We start from the raw sequence: 14,941 nt of genomic DNA on the forward strand, positions 1-14,941 counted from the left end.
CCGTGGCAGGTGCGAGGCGTGGACCGACCGTTCAGAGTCGCGTCGCGGCCTCGAGCGCGATGTCGATAGCGCGCTCGACGTTGTTTTTCGCCTTGGCCGGCAGTTCCTCGGCGTCGGTCTCGCCTTTCTGTGTGCCCTCGACGAGGTTGCCGTCGACCGTACAGATGGCACCGGCACGCAGTCCCTTCCGCCGGGCCAGTGTAAAGAGTGCGGCCGCCTCCATCTCGACGGCCAGCAGTCCCGCATCCTCCCAGTCCTCGACGTAGGCGTCGGTCTCGGCGTAGAAGGCGTCGTCCGTCGCGATGGGGCCAACGTGAACGTCCTCGCCGTTATCCTCGGCACCGTCGACGAGCGCCGTGAGAACGTCGTAATCTGGCACCGCCGGGACGGTGTCGTCCTCGTAGCGTTTGGTGGTCCCTTCGTCTTTGGCCGCGCCGGTCGCGACGACCATATCGCCGATTTCGATGCCGGACTGGAGCGCGCCGGTCGTCCCCACGCGAATCAGCGTCTCGACGCCGACGGCGGCCAGCTCCTCGGCGGCGATAGCCGCAGACGGCGAGCCGATACCGGTCGAACAGATGGTGAGGTCTGTCCCCTCGTAGGTGGCGTTGACGAGTTTGTACTCGCGGTTCTCGGCGACGGTCGTCGCCTCGTCGCAGTGGGCTGCGATACGGTCGACACGTCCCGGGTCGCCGGGGACGAGCGCGATGTCTGCGAGGTCACCCTCCTCGACGAGCAGGTGTGGCTGCTTTCCCATACGCGGCTTTCGGTGTGGAGGGTGAAAACTCGGCGTGGTTCGCGACCGCGCTGGAGCGATACTACGAGACGCCCAGCAGGAACAGGAAGACGTTGTTCATCGCCGGGCCGAGGCCGAGTGCGACGATGAGCGCGAAAAAGAGGTTCCCGCGGGTCGGTTCCTCGCGGACGTAGTCGGCAAAGCCGACGACGATAACGGTGGCCAGCAGCATCTTCACGACGACGAAGAGCCACCCGGTCCCGAGATACGGCTCGGTCGGCAGGCCGGCGGCAAACTCCATGATGCGCGCAGAGAGCGCGGAGCGTTCGGTCACGCCGAGCACGTCGGCGCCGATGGCAGTGGTGATACCGTCGAGGAGGTGCGCAAAGAGGACGAGCGCCCCGACGAGGCGGGCCTGGGCGATAATGTGGGTCCGCCAGGTGCCGATGAGGATGTAGACGACGAAGGTCGCGACCATCGTGACGATGATACCGACCAGCGGGAGAATCGGCTCCAGCGGACCGACGGCCGGGTCGAGACCCTGCCAGATCATCAGCCCGACCAGCGTGATTGCCACACCAAGCCCCAGTGCGCCGAGATACTGGGTGACTTTGTCTTTGCCGCTGACGCTGGAGCGGGCGCGGATGCCGACAATCGTGGAGAAGACCCAGACAAAGCCCATCGCGAGAAACGTTGTCAGATAGACGGCCGGCGCCGAAAAGAGCGGTGCCAGGGTCGGGGGATAAATCTGGACCTGGTAGACTTCGCCCAGCTGGTAGAAGACGTGCAGCGCGGAGCCGCTTATCATCCACGGGACAAAGGCGAGGACAGTCCGCTGTGTCACTGGCGGCTGGACTGCGTACAGTAGCGCGAGCACGACTGCCGTCCCAACCACGAGCAGGGCCGTATACTCCACCGACGGAACCACGAACCCCTCGAACGGAACCTGCATATCGGTCCAGCCGCGAGCCACGGGCAAAAGCCTTTCCGGTCGGCCACCGGAAGTTTTGGTCCCCTGGCCACACCAGTACAGCATGGACGACGTTCCCGCACGAATCGAGCACACGGTCCTCGGCCCGACGACGACCTGGTCGGACGTGACAGCGGTACTCGACACGGCCCGCCAGGAAGGGATGGCAGCCTGCCTCCCGCCCTGCTACGTCGCTGACGCCGCCGAGTACGCACCAGCCGTCAAGACAGTCACTGTCGTCGGCTTCCCGCACGGCCAGCACGCGACGACCACGAAGTGCCACGAGGCACAGGCGGCCTGGAACGACGGCGCGGACGAACTCGACGTCGTCGCGAACCTCGGCGCCCTGCGGGAGGGTGACGTCGAGACCGTCGAGCGGGAACTCGCGGAAGTCGCCGCAGCCGTCCCGGTTCCGGTGAAGGTCATCGTCGAGGCACCGCTGTTGGACGACGGCGAACTCCGGGACGTCTGTCAGGCGGCTGTCGACGCCGACGCCGACTTCGTCAAGACCGCCACTGGCTTTGCCGACGGCGGGGCGACAGTCGAAGACGTCGCAGTGATGAGCGAATATCTCCCGGTCAAGGCGAGTGGCGGCATCGGCTCCTGGGAGCGCGCAGACGCGATGTTCGAGGCCGGCGCCGAGCGCATCGGCGCGTCGAGCGGCGACGTCATCGTCAGTGAATACCGCGATGCGACCGGAAAAGCAGACGCAGCGACCGACGACAAGTAGTCGAACGCCTCAATCGGTTCGGTCGAGTTGATTTCGCCGGCGTCGGAACTCCTCCTCGTCGATTTCGCCCCGAGCGTAGCGCTCGCGCAGGAGCGACCGGGGCCGGTCGGTTCCGCCGCGCGAGCCGCCGTCGGCGTCCGTTTCGCGCGTGAGAAGCGAGTAGCCCACGAACAGCGGGACGCCAATCAGGAGCCCCATCCAGAGGAGTCCCCACAGCCCCATCGTGCCACCGAAGAGCCGCCAGCCACCGCCCATCGAGCCGGTGCCGTGGCTCCCGGTCCCCATCGCGGCGGCCGTTCCGGTCGCTGCGACGAGCACCGCCGCCGTGGCAATCACGAGTCTGCGAACTGTGCGTCCGTGCCTGGTGTGTCTGGTCATTGTCTTGGTGTGGTCAGGGTGTCAGTCGGTTGTGTGTCGAGTGCCGTTACCGGAGACGGGTGTTAGCACCCGTGGCCGTGGCCGTAGGTTCCGCGAACGCGGGTGTCGTCGTCCCAGTGGCGGTCGCGAGTATCCTCGTCAGCCCAGGCGCTGTCGTGAGTGTCATCGTTCCAGTGGCTGTCACGGGTGTCTTCGTCGGCCCAGTAGTGGCCAGCCGCGTCCTGCGTGCTACCGTTGGCCACGCCCACGTGTGACTCCATCCACTCGGTGGCTGCCGGGCCCATGTGTGCGTCCATGTGGTCTTGCATCCAGGCCGGCCAGACGGTCGTGTCGTTGGTCGGGGTGTCCGCGGTGACCGTCCCGTCGGTCCGAGTCGGTTCGTCGCCGTGTGCGCCGACCGCGGGAACGGCGAGCGCGAGTCCGACGACTGCGAGCGTTACGACCAGCCAGCGTCCGAGAGTGCTGTTCATTGTGTTTCTCCTCATCTGTCCGTACAAGGGTCGAGGGGTTATCCACGAGGGTGAAAACCCACGCAGGAGACCGTTCGAGAACGTCGCTAAGCGATTCTAACCGTTTTTCGTACACAGGACCGTTCGTCCCTGCCGAATCCGCGAGTTCGAGAATTCTGGCCCAGACGTGACAACGAGCAGTCTACTCTCGGAGGTCGTCGCTCGGAAAGACCCGGTAGGTCCGTCCCTGGCGTTCCCGGTAGAGCAGTCCGCGCTCTTCGAGTTCGCCGACGGTCTGGCTCACCTTGCTCTTCGAGAAGTCAGACCGGTCGCGGAGCGCTATCTGGGTGATGCCGGGTGAGTCGAGAACCGGTTCGAGGACGCGGCGTTCGTCGTCGGGCAACAGGTCGAGAATGCGTTCCTGGGGGTTGGCCTCGGCCGTCCCCGCGTCCGGTCCGGGTGGCTGGTGGTCGGGCTGGTCGACGGGCGGCCCTGCCGGCGAGTCCACGGGCGCGGTACGTTCGGTTCCGCCGTCCGCACTGCCGACACGCCTGGTCGCGTCCGGCGCGGAGAGGTCCTCGCGGACAAGGAGATACCCGCCGCCGACGACGATTGCGACGGTGAGTGTCCCGAGGACGTACCACAGCGGGTCGGTCCCGTGCATCGAGCCCATCGACGACCCCATCATCGAACCCATCGTCTGGTCGACAGCACGTCGTCGCTGGTAGGCCTGCCAGCTGAGCGCGGCCCCGCCGAAGAGCACGACCGCGACGAGCGCTCCGACGAACGCGTCCACACGGCGTCGGTTCATGGGACGACACCCGGGACGGCGAATTGCTCGGTCATACCGGCCCTACGAGCGGGAGCCGCGAACCTGTTACGGTTCGCGCCGGGTGGGGGGGAGATGGTCGGTCTCATCCAGCAGCGCGGGTGTCGTTGGTCCGTTCGATGACGTACTCGGTGTCGACCTGCCGTGCGAGCAGGCTGTCGACCGGCGCGTAGCCGTCGGTCAACACCGGCGCATCCCCCACGTCGACTGTCCCACGGTAGAAGCTAATCTCCCGGGAGAGGTCGATGCCGATCGACCGCTCTCGATTCCGGCGCTCGAAGTCCGCCTGCGAGAGCCTCTGCTCGGCGTTGGTGGCGACGAGTTCGATGTTCTGGAGGCCGCCGGACTCGCTTGTGGGAAAACTGTACACCTGCGGGAACACCTGGGCCATCGTGCGATACTGGGCACGGTAGAACGCCGACTCCGGCCCGGTCCGGCCGGAGATGACGTTTGCGACGACGACGCCGTCGTCGTCCATCCGGTCTGCGACCAGGCGCATGAACTCGACGGTGGTGAGATGAATCGGGGCCTTGTCGGCGCGGTAGGCGTCGAGGACGACCACGTCGTAGGTCCGGTTTGTCTCCTGGAGGTACTGGCGGCCGTCCCTGGTGTGAATACGGAAGTTCTCGCTTTCCTGGACGCGGAAGTACTGCTTTGCCGTCGAGACGACTTCGGGGTCGATTTCCACGACGTCGATACTGACGTTGTACTCGCTTTCGAAGCGTTTCGGGCCGGAGAAGCCGCCGCCACCGATAAAGAGGACGTTGTCCACGTCGTCGGTCGCGAGCATCGAGAGATGGAAGTATCGGGTGTAGGAGAACACGTAGCGGTCGGGCTGGTTCTTGTCCATCGCGCTGTGAGGGACGCCGTCGAGATACAGCGTCCGGACGCCGTCGTCGTCGACGACTTCGAGTTGCTGGTAGGCCGTCTGTGTCTCGTAGACCACGTCGCCGCTGGCCAGCGGTGCGAACGTCACGAGGACGAACGCCAACACGAGGACAGCGCCGACGAGCCCGATTGCCGCCCGTGTACTGGAGTTGCCCCGCGGCGCTACGAGCACGGCGGTCAGCAAGAGCAAGACGCCGAAACCGAACTCGATGCCGACGACGCCCTGCTTGATTTCGGGGATGAGGACGAACGTCGTCGCAAACGCGCCGAGGATGCTCCCGCCGGTGCCCAGCGCGTACACCTGTCCGGAGGCGTCGCCCGGCCCTTCGGCGGCGACCAGTTCCGCCCCGTACGGGCTGACAAAGCCCAGCAGGACAGTCGGCGGGCCGAAAAGAATCGTAATCGGGAGGACCGGCGCAAAGCGTGCGGGCAGGCCGACGTTCTCGGTCGCTCGAAGAATGGGGTCGCCGGCGACGACCAGCAGGGCGACGTACGCGGCGGTGGCGACGAAGACGAGCGCGAGCGCGTTCCGGGAGGCGTTCTCGCGGGCGCTGCGGCCGGCCAGCCAGTAGCCCACCGCGAGCGCGGCCAGGAAGACGCCGATAATCGACCCCCAGGTGAAGACACTGGAGCCAAAGACCGGGGCAATCTGACGACCGGCGACGATTTCCAGCCCCATACTCGCGACGCCGGAGACGAAGACGGCCGTCTCGACACGGTTTGGAACGTGCCCTTGGAGACGGGCGGGGACCTGCGACACTGTGTGGCCCGCTAACGGCTACGACAGTATAACGGTGACTGTCGGGCATCGCTGTGGAACGTCGCGCTTTTTGCCACGCACCCGTAGTCGTAGTCAATGGCCCGCTATCACATCGAGACCTACGGCTGTACGTCCAATCGGGGCGAGAGCCGCGAAATCGAGCGGGCGCTTCGCGACGGCGGCCACCACCCCGCCGACGGCCCCGAGGAGGCCGACGTCGCCATCCTCAACACCTGTACCGTCGTCGAGAAGACCGAGGACAACATGCTCCGGCGGGCGCGGGAACTCGACGAGGAAACGCCCGCAGACCTCGTCATCACGGGCTGTATGGCACTCGCGCAGGGCGAGCAGTTCCGCGAGGCCGACATCGACGCCGACGTGCTCCACTGGGACGACGTGCCCGAACACGTCCGCAACGGTGAGTGCCCGACGGTCACGCCCGACACCGAACCGGTCGTCGACGGCGTCGTCGGCATCCTCCCTATCGCGCGCGGGTGCATGTCCGACTGTTCGTACTGTATCACGAAACACGCGACGGGTCGCATCGAGTCACCGCCCGTCGAGGAGAACGTCGAGAAGGCACGCGCACTCGTCCACGCCGGCGCCAGGGAGATTCGGATTACCGGCCAGGACACGGGCGTCTACGGCTGGGACCGCAACCAGGGCGAGAGTCTCCTCCCCGAACTACTCGACCGCATCTGCACCGAAATCGAGGGGGAGTTCCGGGTTCGCGTCGGGATGGCGAACCCGGCCGGCGTCCACGGCGTCCGGGAGGAACTCGCGGCCGTCTTCGCCGAACACGACGAACTCTACAACTTCCTGCACGCGCCCGTCCAGTCGGGCAGCGACGACCTGCTCGCGGATATGCGCCGCCAACACACCGTCTCCGAGTACGTCGACGTAGTCGAGACGTTCGAGGAGCAACTGGACTACTGGACGCTCTCGACTGACTTCATCGTCGGCTTCCCGACCGAGGAGCCGGCTGACCACGAGCAGAGTCTCGCACTCCTGCGGGAGACCCGCCCGGAGAAAATCAACGTCACGCGCTTCTCGAAGCGACCTGGCACCGACGCTGCCGACATGCAGGGGCTGGGCGGCCAGACGAAGAAGGACCGCTCGAAGGAGATGAGCGAGGTGAAAATGGACGTGGTCGGCGCGGCCTACGAGTCGATGGTCGGGCAGGAAAGTGAAGTACTGCTGGTCGAGGACGGCACCGGCGACTCGCTGGTCGGCTACGACCGTGCCTACCGGCAGGTGGCGATTCCCGGTGCGGAAGCGGAGGCTGCCGTCGGCGACATCGTCGACGCGGAGATTACGGGCCACAACACCGTCTACGCGCTCGGCGAACTGGTCTGAGCGAAGCCACGGCCCACGCGGTCCTGCTGTGAGCGGTTAGCCAGTCACCGGGTCGGACTGGTCGACGTGAACGCCGCCGATGCGGATGCGAATCCCCGCGTCGTACGCCGGGTCGACGTCGACGGTCCACCCCTGGACCTCGGCGAGCGTCTCGACGTTTGGCAGTGCCATCCCCGCCTCGGCGTTGGGGACGGCGTGGCCGTAGTCGAACAGTTTGTCGAAATTCTCCTCGCCCGGATGGGTGCCGTCGTCGGTGATGGTAAAGCCGTCGTCGGTGAGACTGACGACGAGTTCGGTCGCCTCGTTGTAGCGAGCGAAGGTGATAGCACTCTGGAAGAGGTTCTGAAGCCGCGAACTGTCGGCGACGAGTTCGCCCTCGCCCTCGACGGTCAACGTCAGCGACGCGGTCTCGGTCTGTCGCCAGGCGGCCTCGACGGCCTCGCGAAACGAGACCGTCGAGAGGTCACCGACCGTCTGGCCGTACTGGGCCAGCGTCGCGAGGTCGGATACCGTCCGCGACATCCGCCCGGTCCGCTCGGAGGCCGCGCCGAGTGACTCCTGTGCCATGTCGACACGCCCCTCGTCGAGTGCCGACCCCGCGGCAGCGACGCGGCTACGGATGACCTGCAGTGAGTTGCGGAGTTCGTGGCGGATGCCGGACGCAAACTCCTCCAGTTGCTCGTTGTGCCGCTGGAGTTCGCGGCGCTGGCGTTCGATGCTGGTCACGTCCGAGAACATCACCACCTCGCCGATGTCGGCCTGGCCGAGCCTGAACGTCGTCGACGTGACCATGTAGTAGCGGGGCTGGCCGTCGATAGTGACATCCAGTATGTCGCCCTCCTGGCCGGTGACCATCCCCAAGCCGTCGACGGTCTCGGCTGTGTTGCCGCGGGCACCACTCAGGTCCGGGAACAGCGCCATGGCGGCGTCGTTGTAGTCTCTGATTGTGCCGTCATCGGCGAGAAAGACGAAGGCCTCGTCGACGTCGCCGGTGAGCTGGACCGCCAGGAACCGGTCCTCGTAGACAAAGAGGACGCCGAGCGCGAACACGGCGACCCCGAGTGGCGCGTAGATGACGTTCGGAATCACGGAACTGCTGAACCCGACGATGTCGAAAAGCGCCGGCAGAGCAGTCAGGCCAGTCAGAGCGACCAGCGGCCGGGTCTCGTAGCCGGCGTTGGCAAAGCGCTCGAACAGCATGAACAGGCCGACGGCAGCAAGCGCGTAGGCCAGTCCCGTCGCCGCCCAGTGAAACGCCTGCTGTTGGATGTCGACGAAGACGCCGCTGTTGGTCTGAACCACGTCGGCGACGAAGTACTGGTGGTGAAGCGGGTTGGTAACTTTCACCGCCACGACGGCCAGATACAGCGCAAGCCCGGCCCAGCGGAGCGTCCGGTTGCGGTGCAGCGAGCGCCCGGAGTAGGCCGAACAGAAGTACAGCCACGAGAAGACAGTCGAGAACCCGAGGACGAGGCCGACAGAGTACGACGCGATTTTCAGGTCCGCCGTCGGCAGGACGAAGACACCGGCGTGAGACGCCGCCCAGCCGCCGCTCCCGGCGAGCAGTCCGATCAGTCCGTACCGCGTCGCTCTGTCTTCGACGTGTCGGGCACGGACCAAACTTCCGAGACAGGCGACCGTGGCAACACCGAATGCAACAATATAGAGCGTCTGGGCTGTACTGCCCGGTACTGCAGCCATGCTGTCTGTCGAGTGGCGTGCCAGCTACAAATAGGCCCCGGACGACTCAGGGCTTCTCGTTGCGGTCGTGGATGCGCCCGCCGACGAGCTGGTCGACCTCGTCGTCGGGTTTCCACTCGCCGGCCTCTTTCGGGTCGACGTGGACGAAGACGTCGTCGACCTCCGCGAGCGCGCTGATAGCCTGTGCGACGTCGGTCTCGATGCGGTGGGCCTCCATGAGCGTCCGGTCGCCCTGGACCTCGATGTGGAGACTCACGTCGATTTCCGGGCCGACGTAGTGGGCGATGACGTCGTGGGCCCCCTCGACGTCGGGGTGGGCGAGCGCACGGCGGATGATTTCCCGGCGCAGGTTCTCCGGCGGGGCCGCACCGACCAGATAGTCGATGTTGTCTTGGACCACCTCGACGCCGGTATAGAGGATGCCGAATGCGACCAGCCCCGCCGCGAGCGGGTCCAGGATTGGGTAGCCGGCCATCGCGCCGAGGACGCCGACGAGTGCCGCGCTGGCGGTCAGGATGTCGTTGCGGTTGTCGAGTGCAGTCGCGGCAAGCGCCGGGGAGTTGGTGTCGTCGGCGGCGTGCAGACAGTACCGGTAGAGCAGGTACTTGACAACGCCGGAGACGACGAGAACCGAGGCGGCGGCCGGTCCGCGCGCGACCGTGACGTTGCCGGACTGGAGCGTCGTGGCCGCCTGCCACAATACCGCGCCGCCGGCGGCGAAGATACCGAGCGCGACAAACAGCGAGACAAAGGGCTCGATGCGTTCGTGACCGTGGGGGTGTTCGAAATCCGGCGGCTGTGTGGTGAGATAGAGTCCGGCGACGATGACAAGGCTGTACGCACTGTCCGCGAGGCTGTTGACCGCCTCGGAACCGACGGCGAGACTGCCGGTCCAGTAGTAGACAGTGCCCTTCGCAACGACGAGCGCGACGTTGGCCACCAACACGAGCAGGCCAACGCGGCGGAGAGTGCGCCGTCGGGACATTCGGTGGGGGTTCACGCCCCCGGGGTTAAATCGCTTCGCTCGGTCGACGCCGACGGGGAGTTCCTCGACAGGTACGGACATCGGAGTCTCAACCCCACCGACCGGCGACGGTCTCACCGCGGCCCACTCAGGATTCGACCACGACAGCACTCTCGCCGTCCGTCACGCGGACGCCGTCCTGCTCGCCGAAGGCGGTGTGCAACCGGTCGTACGAGTCCGTGACCGCCTCGACGATGACTTTCGTGTCGCCGATGACGGGCATGAAGTTCGTATCGCCACCCCAGCGCGGGACGATATGCGCGTGGAGGTGGTCGTCGATAGAGCCCCCGGCAGCGCCGCCACCGAGGTTGTAGCCGACGTTGTAGCCGTCCGGCGACAGCGCCTCGTCCATCGCGTCGATGGTCCGCTGGACCAGTCGCTCCTTTGCGAGGAGCGTCTCGGCGTCGAGGTCACGATACTCGCCGGTGTGGTGGTGTGGAATGACCATCGCGTGACCCGGATTGTAGGGGTAGTTGTTCAACATGACAAAGGCGTGGTCGTCGCGTGCCAGCAGGAGATTGTTCCGGTCGTCGTCCCGGTCGGGAAGTTCACAGAAGACACATCCCTCGATGCCGTCGTTTTTGTCGTCGCGTTCGACCCAGTCGATACGCCAGGGGGCAAAGACCTGCTCCATGTCACCACGTCGTCGCGCCGTCGGCAAATACCTCCTGCCAACCGCCGCCGTGCCGCAGTTCTTTTACTATAAAAAGCCACCGGCCGTTCAGCGCAGTGACGGTGAACGAAGGTCTAAAGATTGTTTATGAACGGTATCGCGTCTTCTGCCCTACTGATACCCAAAATCAGGTCGCTATCGGGCGATAAAACAGTCAGAACGGACTCAACTATTGGCCCTTTTTATACTACGTCACGGTGACTTTCGAAGTAGGATGGCCACGAAACCGAATGCTGTCGCAGATATTACAGAGGAGTGTGAGAGTTGCGGGCGGACGACCCCCCACGACGTTACGGTCAAGATTCTCACGGAGAGTCCTGACCCGGAAAACGCCGAGTTCTCGCGCGAGCCATACCGCGTCAGCGAATGCACGGTCTGTGGTACGACCGAGCAGACGCGGATGAACAACGCATAGCGCCGTCTGGCCCCATCGACGCGCTGTCGCTTGCTTCGTCTTCGTGGACGCGTCTTCTGTCCAGCGGAGTTTCGTGACAGAAACCGCCGAATCGGCTACAGTCGCGTCGTCACTTCACAGCCGTCTTCGGTGACGATGATGGTGTGTTCTTTCTGGCTGACCAGACAGCCCTCGTCTTCTTTCAACACCGGATAGCCGTGGACGATGTCGTTGCGCTTGAGGCGCCGGAGCGCCATCTCCGCACGGGAGGTGTCGAGCCACCGCGTCGCGAAAGGCAGCGTGCGGAACTCCTCGGTAATCTGGTCGAGTGCCTGCCGTGCCTGGCGGTTGCGAATCGACGCCTCGCGTTCGAGGGCGAAAATCTCCTCGTCGCTGCCCTCGCTGACCTTGCCGCCGCCGTCGGTCGCGAACGGTTCGATTGCGACGACGTCGCCGGCTTCGAGTTCCACACCCTGTGAGACCGCACGGTTCGGGATGTTCGGCGTGGTGTGTTGCTCCCAGTGACCCAGGCCGTGCCCGGTGAGGTTCACGACGGGGTTGTAGCCGTACCCCTCGATGACTTCCTCGACTGCCGCCCCGATTTCGCCGGTCTGGACACCCGCCTCGACGGTTTCGAGGGCCGCGTCGAGCGCTTCGGCAGAGGCGTCTTTCAGGTCCGGATTGCCCGACAGGTCGACCGTGACGGCAGTGTCGGCGAGCCAGCCGTCGACGTGGACGCCGATGTCCAGGTTCACCATCTCCTCGCCGAACGTGGAGTCGTCGTCGATGCTGGGTGTGGCGTGGGCGGCCTCCTCGTCGATGGAGATGTTCACCGGGAACGCCGGTTTCCCACCCAGGTCCCGAATCCGGTCTTCGGCCCACTCTGCGACTTCGAGGTGACTCGTACCGACTTCGACCATCTCTGCGGCCTCGTTGCGAACCTCGGCGAGAATCTCACCCGCTTCGCGGTGTTTCTCGTACTGCTCGCTCGTCAAATCGACGCTCATATCCAGATTTGGTCGGTCGGGGAGAAAGTGTTTGCCGTTACGGTTCGCTCGTCTTGCGGTCGACGTACAGCAATGCGACCAGCCCGAATGTCAGGATTGTGTACGCGATGGCGACGAGCAGCGCGTCCTGGTACGTCGCGTACTCCTCGGTCCGGAAGATGATGACTTTCCGGACGAGCGCGATGACGCCGGTGTAGATGACCAGTCGGACGATGCGTCGCGTGTCGTTTTCCCGGATGTATGCGACGACCGTCTGATACACTTCGACGATGATGAGCAAGAGCAACCCCACGTCGATGAAGCCGATGACCACTTGTGGGTCGGTGATCTTGCCTCCGAGCGTCGCCTCGCCGATGATTAACGCGAGGTCGACCACGCCGACGGCAAAGAGCAGCGCGAATAGTGCCGCCGCTCCCAGTTCGACAAGGTTGACGAAGTTGTCCATCAGCGTCGCTAGCTCGTCGAAGGTCGGCAGTGTCTGCGTCTCGGGTTCCTGGCCCCCGTCTTCAGCCATGGTCTGATCTCCGGGCCATCTTGCAGGCGTTATGGCCGACAGTCGGTTAAATGCTGACCCAAATCTGGCGTCAGGTGTCTTCCCGAGCCAGTTTGGCGGTCTGCATCGCGTCTGTGTTGTATGCGGTCCCAGTCTGGCCGTCTGCACCGATGACGATGACCCCGGCCCCACCGCCAGTCTCGGTCGCGAACCCACGGAGGACGCGGTCTGCTGCGTGCTGTGGCGATTCGCCGTCGGCGACGGCATCGGCCACGCGGCGGGCCAGTCCGAACCGGAGAATCGCCTCGCCGTCCCCCGTCGTACTCACTGCCGCCCCAGGCGTCGCATAGAAGCCCGCACCGACCTGTGGCACGTCCCCGACACGGCCAGCGAGTGCGAACCAGCGGCCGCCGGTCGACGTCGCCGCAGCGAGTCGCCGGCCGTCGGTTGCGACTGCACCGACAGTGTCGTGGCCGTCGCCAAAGTGCTCGCGGGCCCACGACAGGTGCGCGTCCGGACTGTCGTCGTCGGGCGGGTCGGCCGCCCGCCAGCGCTCGCGTGTCCGCTCGGTCCAAAGGTCACACGCCGTCTCGATGTCCGCCGAGTCGGCCAGCGAGACGGCCGGCTCCCCGACGACCAGGACGTGTGGCGTCTCCCGTTTGACGACCCGAGCGACGTCGATTGCGTGTTTCACACCGGCCATCGCACCGGCCGCGCCAGCCGAACCGTCGCTGGTCATCAACCCCGCGTCAGTGCGAATCACGCCGTCGCTCTGGACGGCACTCCCCACCCCGGCGTTAAACTGCGGGTCGGCTTCGAGTCGCCGGACCGCCGCGGTGACGGCAGCCACCGGCCTCTCGCAGTCGACCCCCACGGCTGCTGCCGCATCGAGGACAGTCTGGCGGGCGTGGGGGTCGTCGGGCGCGCTGCCGGCGCCACCGTGGACGAGAAGGTCCATACGATGTGTACGACCGCCGGCGAAAAAGCCGTGTCGGCGCAGTGAACGCGACCAGAGACGACACCAGGCAAACAGCCGAGAACAGACCGAGGACAGCCACCGACGACAGGGACAGTCAGTGGCTCTTCACTGTGCAGGAACTGCCAGCGCGTGAGACGGACCAGCCCTCTGAGAAATCCCACTGCATCTATCCGGGATTATCATTACAGTCCACGCGAAGCGGCATTACTTTAGCCCAGGGGGAAAAACAGGGGGGTATATGACGTACGACCAAATCGAAGTACCCGAAGAGGGTGAGCCCATCGAGGTAGTAGACGAGGAAAACGACGTGCTCGACATCCCACAGAATCCGATTATTCCTATTCTCTACGGTGACGGTATCGGGACAGACGTCGGCCCAGCAGCACAGCAGGTCCTCGAGGCCGCAGCACAGGCAACAGGCCGGGACATCAGCTGGATGCGCGTCTACGCCGGCGAGACCGCCCGCGAGAAATACGACGAGAACCTGCCCGAAGACACCGTCGAGGCAATCAAGGAGTTCCGCGTCGCTATCAAGGGGCCGCTGACGACGCCGGTCGGCGCCGGCTTCCGGTCGCTGAACGTCGCACTCCGGAAGACGCTCGACACCTACGCGAACGTCCGCCCGACCTACCACCTCGACGGGGTTCCATCACCTGTCAAAAACCCCGACGCGATGGACATGGTCACGTTCCGTGAGAACACCGAAGACGTCTACGCCGGCATCGAGTGGGAGGCCGGCACCGACGAGGTCCAGCAGGTCAAGGAGTTCGTCGAAGACGAGATGGGTGCAGACGACGTCATCCACGACGGAGACGTCGGCATCGGTGTCAAGCCGATTACCGAGTTCGGGACCAAGCGCCTCGTCCGCCAGGCCATCGAGTACGCGCTCGAACACGACCGCGACACCGTCACCCTCGTCCACAAGGGCAACATCATGAAGTTCACCGAGGGCGCCTTCCGCGACTGGGGCTACGAGGTCGCAGAAGAGGAGTACGGCGACGAGGTCATCAGCGAGGACACCCTCTGGGAGGAGCGAGACGGCGAAGCCCCCGAGGATGCTGTCGTCGTCAACGACCGCATCGCCGACAACATGCTCCAGCAGATTCTGACCCGGACCGACGACTACGACGTCATCGCCACGATGAACCTCAACGGCGACTACCTCTCGGACGCCTGTGGCGCCCAGATTGGCGGTCTCGGCATCGCGCCCGGTGCGAACTTCGGCGACGCGCTGTGTCTCGCCGAGCCGGTCCACGGCTCCGCGCCCAAGTACGCCGGCCAGGACAAGGTCAACCCGACCGCGATGATGCTCTCGGGCGTCCTGATGTTCGAGTACATGGGCTGGAACGACGCCGCACAGCTCATCAAAGACGCCGTCGAGGAGACCATCTCCTCGAAGAAGGTCACCTACGACCTCGAACGCCAGATCGAAGGCGGCGAGAAACTCGCCACCAGCGAGTACGCCGACGAAGTCGTCAGCAACATCGAGCGACTCGCGTAAGAGTCGCGCGGAGAACATAGCAAAATCCGCCGAAGGCGAGTTTTTCAGGCGGGCAACTCGCGACGCGCTTTTC

16 protein-coding genes are annotated in these 14,941 nt (G+C 65.2%); 4 read left to right on the forward strand and 12 right to left on the reverse strand.

Translation table 11 applies throughout. The features are described 5' to 3' along the window. Window positions 1–31 precede the first annotated feature (31 nt). Together QYL91_RS02895 and QYL91_RS02900 are read right to left on the reverse strand one after the other, a co-directional pair. Entirely contained in the window at window positions 32–757 is a 726-nt protein-coding gene (locus QYL91_RS02895) for a nucleoside phosphorylase (protein WP_302081883.1), read from the reverse strand. A gap of 61 nt (window positions 758–818) precedes the next feature. Continuing rightward, window positions 819–1,688 carry a DUF63 family protein gene (locus tag QYL91_RS02900; RefSeq protein WP_302081884.1) on the reverse strand — a complete coding sequence of 290 codons (870 nt, stop codon included), beginning with the start codon at window positions 1,686–1,688 and terminating at the stop codon, window positions 819–821. Between the two features lie 82 nt (window positions 1,689–1,770). On the opposite strand from QYL91_RS02900, the gene deoC reads away from it, so the two are divergent. After that, window positions 1,771–2,436 (forward strand): deoxyribose-phosphate aldolase, encoded by a 666-nt coding sequence (gene deoC / locus QYL91_RS02905; RefSeq protein ID WP_302081885.1) that lies wholly within the window; start codon window positions 1,771–1,773, stop codon window positions 2,434–2,436. Between the two features lie 9 nt (window positions 2,437–2,445). On the opposite strand, the gene QYL91_RS02910 is transcribed toward deoC, so the two are convergent. The 4 genes from QYL91_RS02910 to QYL91_RS02925 form a co-directional block, all read right to left on the reverse strand. After that, window positions 2,446–2,814 (reverse strand): SHOCT domain-containing protein, encoded by a 369-nt coding sequence (locus tag QYL91_RS02910; protein ID WP_302081886.1) that lies wholly within the window; start codon window positions 2,812–2,814, stop codon window positions 2,446–2,448. Window positions 2,815–2,876: 62 nt separating this feature from the next. Continuing rightward, a complete protein-coding gene (locus QYL91_RS02915) occupies window positions 2,877–3,284 on the reverse strand; it encodes a hypothetical protein (protein WP_302081887.1) in 408 nt (135 codons plus the stop codon). A 181-nt stretch (window positions 3,285–3,465) separates the two neighbouring features. Next, window positions 3,466–4,074 carry a helix-turn-helix transcriptional regulator gene (locus tag QYL91_RS02920; protein ID WP_302081888.1) on the reverse strand — a complete coding sequence of 203 codons (609 nt, stop codon included), beginning with the start codon at window positions 4,072–4,074 and terminating at the stop codon, window positions 3,466–3,468. Between the two features lie 103 nt (window positions 4,075–4,177). After that, entirely contained in the window at window positions 4,178–5,740 is a 1,563-nt protein-coding gene (locus QYL91_RS02925; RefSeq protein WP_302081889.1) for a spermidine synthase, read from the reverse strand. Between the two features lie 96 nt (window positions 5,741–5,836). On the opposite strand from QYL91_RS02925, the gene QYL91_RS02930 reads away from it, so the two are divergent. Then, on the forward strand, window positions 5,837–7,096 hold the full coding sequence (locus tag QYL91_RS02930) for a tRNA (N(6)-L-threonylcarbamoyladenosine(37)-C(2))-methylthiotransferase (protein WP_302081890.1): 1,260 nt from the start codon (window positions 5,837–5,839) through the stop codon (window positions 7,094–7,096). 36 nt (window positions 7,097–7,132) lie between these two features. Here QYL91_RS02930 and QYL91_RS02935 read toward each other — a convergent pair whose 3' ends face one another. From QYL91_RS02935 to QYL91_RS02945, 3 genes are all read right to left on the reverse strand, one after another. After that, window positions 7,133–8,797, reverse strand: coding sequence for a sensor histidine kinase (locus tag QYL91_RS02935; protein WP_302081891.1), 1,665 nt, complete (start codon window positions 8,795–8,797; stop codon window positions 7,133–7,135). Between the two features lie 46 nt (window positions 8,798–8,843). Then, the gene (locus QYL91_RS02940; protein WP_302082892.1) at window positions 8,844–9,782 is read right to left on the reverse strand and encodes a cation diffusion facilitator family transporter; all 939 of its coding nucleotides are present in this window, start codon (window positions 9,780–9,782) and stop codon (window positions 8,844–8,846) included. Between the two features lie 127 nt (window positions 9,783–9,909). Continuing rightward, window positions 9,910–10,455 carry an HIT family protein gene (locus QYL91_RS02945; protein WP_302081892.1) on the reverse strand — a complete coding sequence of 182 codons (546 nt, stop codon included), beginning with the start codon at window positions 10,453–10,455 and terminating at the stop codon, window positions 9,910–9,912. A gap of 253 nt (window positions 10,456–10,708) precedes the next feature. On the opposite strand from QYL91_RS02945, the gene QYL91_RS02950 reads away from it, so the two are divergent. Continuing rightward, window positions 10,709–10,909, forward strand: a complete 201-nt coding sequence (locus QYL91_RS02950) for a DUF7835 family putative zinc beta-ribbon protein (RefSeq protein ID WP_302081893.1) — start codon at window positions 10,709–10,711, stop codon at window positions 10,907–10,909. A 95-nt stretch (window positions 10,910–11,004) separates the two neighbouring features. Here the strand turns inward: QYL91_RS02950 and map are convergent, their stop codons facing one another. The 3 genes from map to QYL91_RS02965 form a co-directional block, all read right to left on the reverse strand. Then, a complete protein-coding gene (gene map, locus QYL91_RS02955; RefSeq protein ID WP_302081894.1) occupies window positions 11,005–11,895 on the reverse strand; it encodes a type II methionyl aminopeptidase in 891 nt (296 codons plus the stop codon). 37 nt (window positions 11,896–11,932) lie between these two features. Continuing rightward, window positions 11,933–12,409, reverse strand: a complete 477-nt coding sequence (locus tag QYL91_RS02960; RefSeq protein ID WP_302081895.1) for a phosphate-starvation-inducible PsiE family protein — start codon at window positions 12,407–12,409, stop codon at window positions 11,933–11,935. Between the two features lie 70 nt (window positions 12,410–12,479). Next, window positions 12,480–13,346 (reverse strand): isoaspartyl peptidase/L-asparaginase, encoded by an 867-nt coding sequence (locus QYL91_RS02965; protein WP_302081896.1) that lies wholly within the window; start codon window positions 13,344–13,346, stop codon window positions 12,480–12,482. A 259-nt stretch (window positions 13,347–13,605) separates the two neighbouring features. Between QYL91_RS02965 and icd the strand changes: the two genes are divergently transcribed. Next, the gene (gene icd / locus QYL91_RS02970) at window positions 13,606–14,868 is read left to right on the forward strand and encodes an isocitrate dehydrogenase (NADP(+)) (RefSeq protein WP_302081897.1); all 1,263 of its coding nucleotides are present in this window, start codon (window positions 13,606–13,608) and stop codon (window positions 14,866–14,868) included. The last annotated feature ends 73 nt before the right edge of the window (window positions 14,869–14,941 follow it).

The sequence above is a fragment of the Salinibaculum rarum genome (assembly GCF_030505615.1).
Classification (GTDB): domain Archaea; phylum Halobacteriota; class Halobacteria; order Halobacteriales; family Haloarculaceae; genus Salinibaculum; species Salinibaculum rarum.

Excerpts from the sequence above, each read along its gene's own strand:
- QYL91_RS02895 (WP_302081883.1), bottom strand. The coding sequence starts at position 757 with ATGGGAAAGCAGCCACACCTGCTCGTCGAGGAGGGTGACCTCGCAGAC.
- QYL91_RS02900 (WP_302081884.1), bottom strand. The coding sequence starts at position 1,688 with ATGCAGGTTCCGTTCGAGGGGTTCGTGGTTCCGTCGGTGGAGTATACG.
- deoC (WP_302081885.1), top strand. The coding sequence starts at position 1,771 with ATGGACGACGTTCCCGCACGAATCGAGCACACGGTCCTCGGCCCGACG.
- QYL91_RS02910 (WP_302081886.1), bottom strand. The coding sequence starts at position 2,814 with ATGACCAGACACACCAGGCACGGACGCACAGTTCGCAGACTCGTGATT.
- QYL91_RS02915 (WP_302081887.1), bottom strand. The coding sequence starts at position 3,284 with ATGAACAGCACTCTCGGACGCTGGCTGGTCGTAACGCTCGCAGTCGTC.
- QYL91_RS02920 (WP_302081888.1), bottom strand. The coding sequence starts at position 4,074 with ATGAACCGACGCCGTGTGGACGCGTTCGTCGGAGCGCTCGTCGCGGTC.
- QYL91_RS02930 (WP_302081890.1), top strand. The coding sequence starts at position 5,837 with ATGGCCCGCTATCACATCGAGACCTACGGCTGTACGTCCAATCGGGGC.
- QYL91_RS02935 (WP_302081891.1), bottom strand. The coding sequence starts at position 8,797 with ATGGCTGCAGTACCGGGCAGTACAGCCCAGACGCTCTATATTGTTGCA.
- QYL91_RS02940 (WP_302082892.1), bottom strand. The coding sequence starts at position 9,782 with ATGTCCCGACGGCGCACTCTCCGCCGCGTTGGCCTGCTCGTGTTGGTG.
- QYL91_RS02945 (WP_302081892.1), bottom strand. The coding sequence starts at position 10,455 with ATGGAGCAGGTCTTTGCCCCCTGGCGTATCGACTGGGTCGAACGCGAC.
- QYL91_RS02950 (WP_302081893.1), top strand. The coding sequence starts at position 10,709 with ATGGCCACGAAACCGAATGCTGTCGCAGATATTACAGAGGAGTGTGAG.
- map (WP_302081894.1), bottom strand. The coding sequence starts at position 11,895 with ATGAGCGTCGATTTGACGAGCGAGCAGTACGAGAAACACCGCGAAGCG.
- QYL91_RS02960 (WP_302081895.1), bottom strand. The coding sequence starts at position 12,409 with ATGGCTGAAGACGGGGGCCAGGAACCCGAGACGCAGACACTGCCGACC.
- QYL91_RS02965 (WP_302081896.1), bottom strand. The coding sequence starts at position 13,346 with ATGGACCTTCTCGTCCACGGTGGCGCCGGCAGCGCGCCCGACGACCCC.
- icd (WP_302081897.1), top strand. The coding sequence starts at position 13,606 with ATGACGTACGACCAAATCGAAGTACCCGAAGAGGGTGAGCCCATCGAG.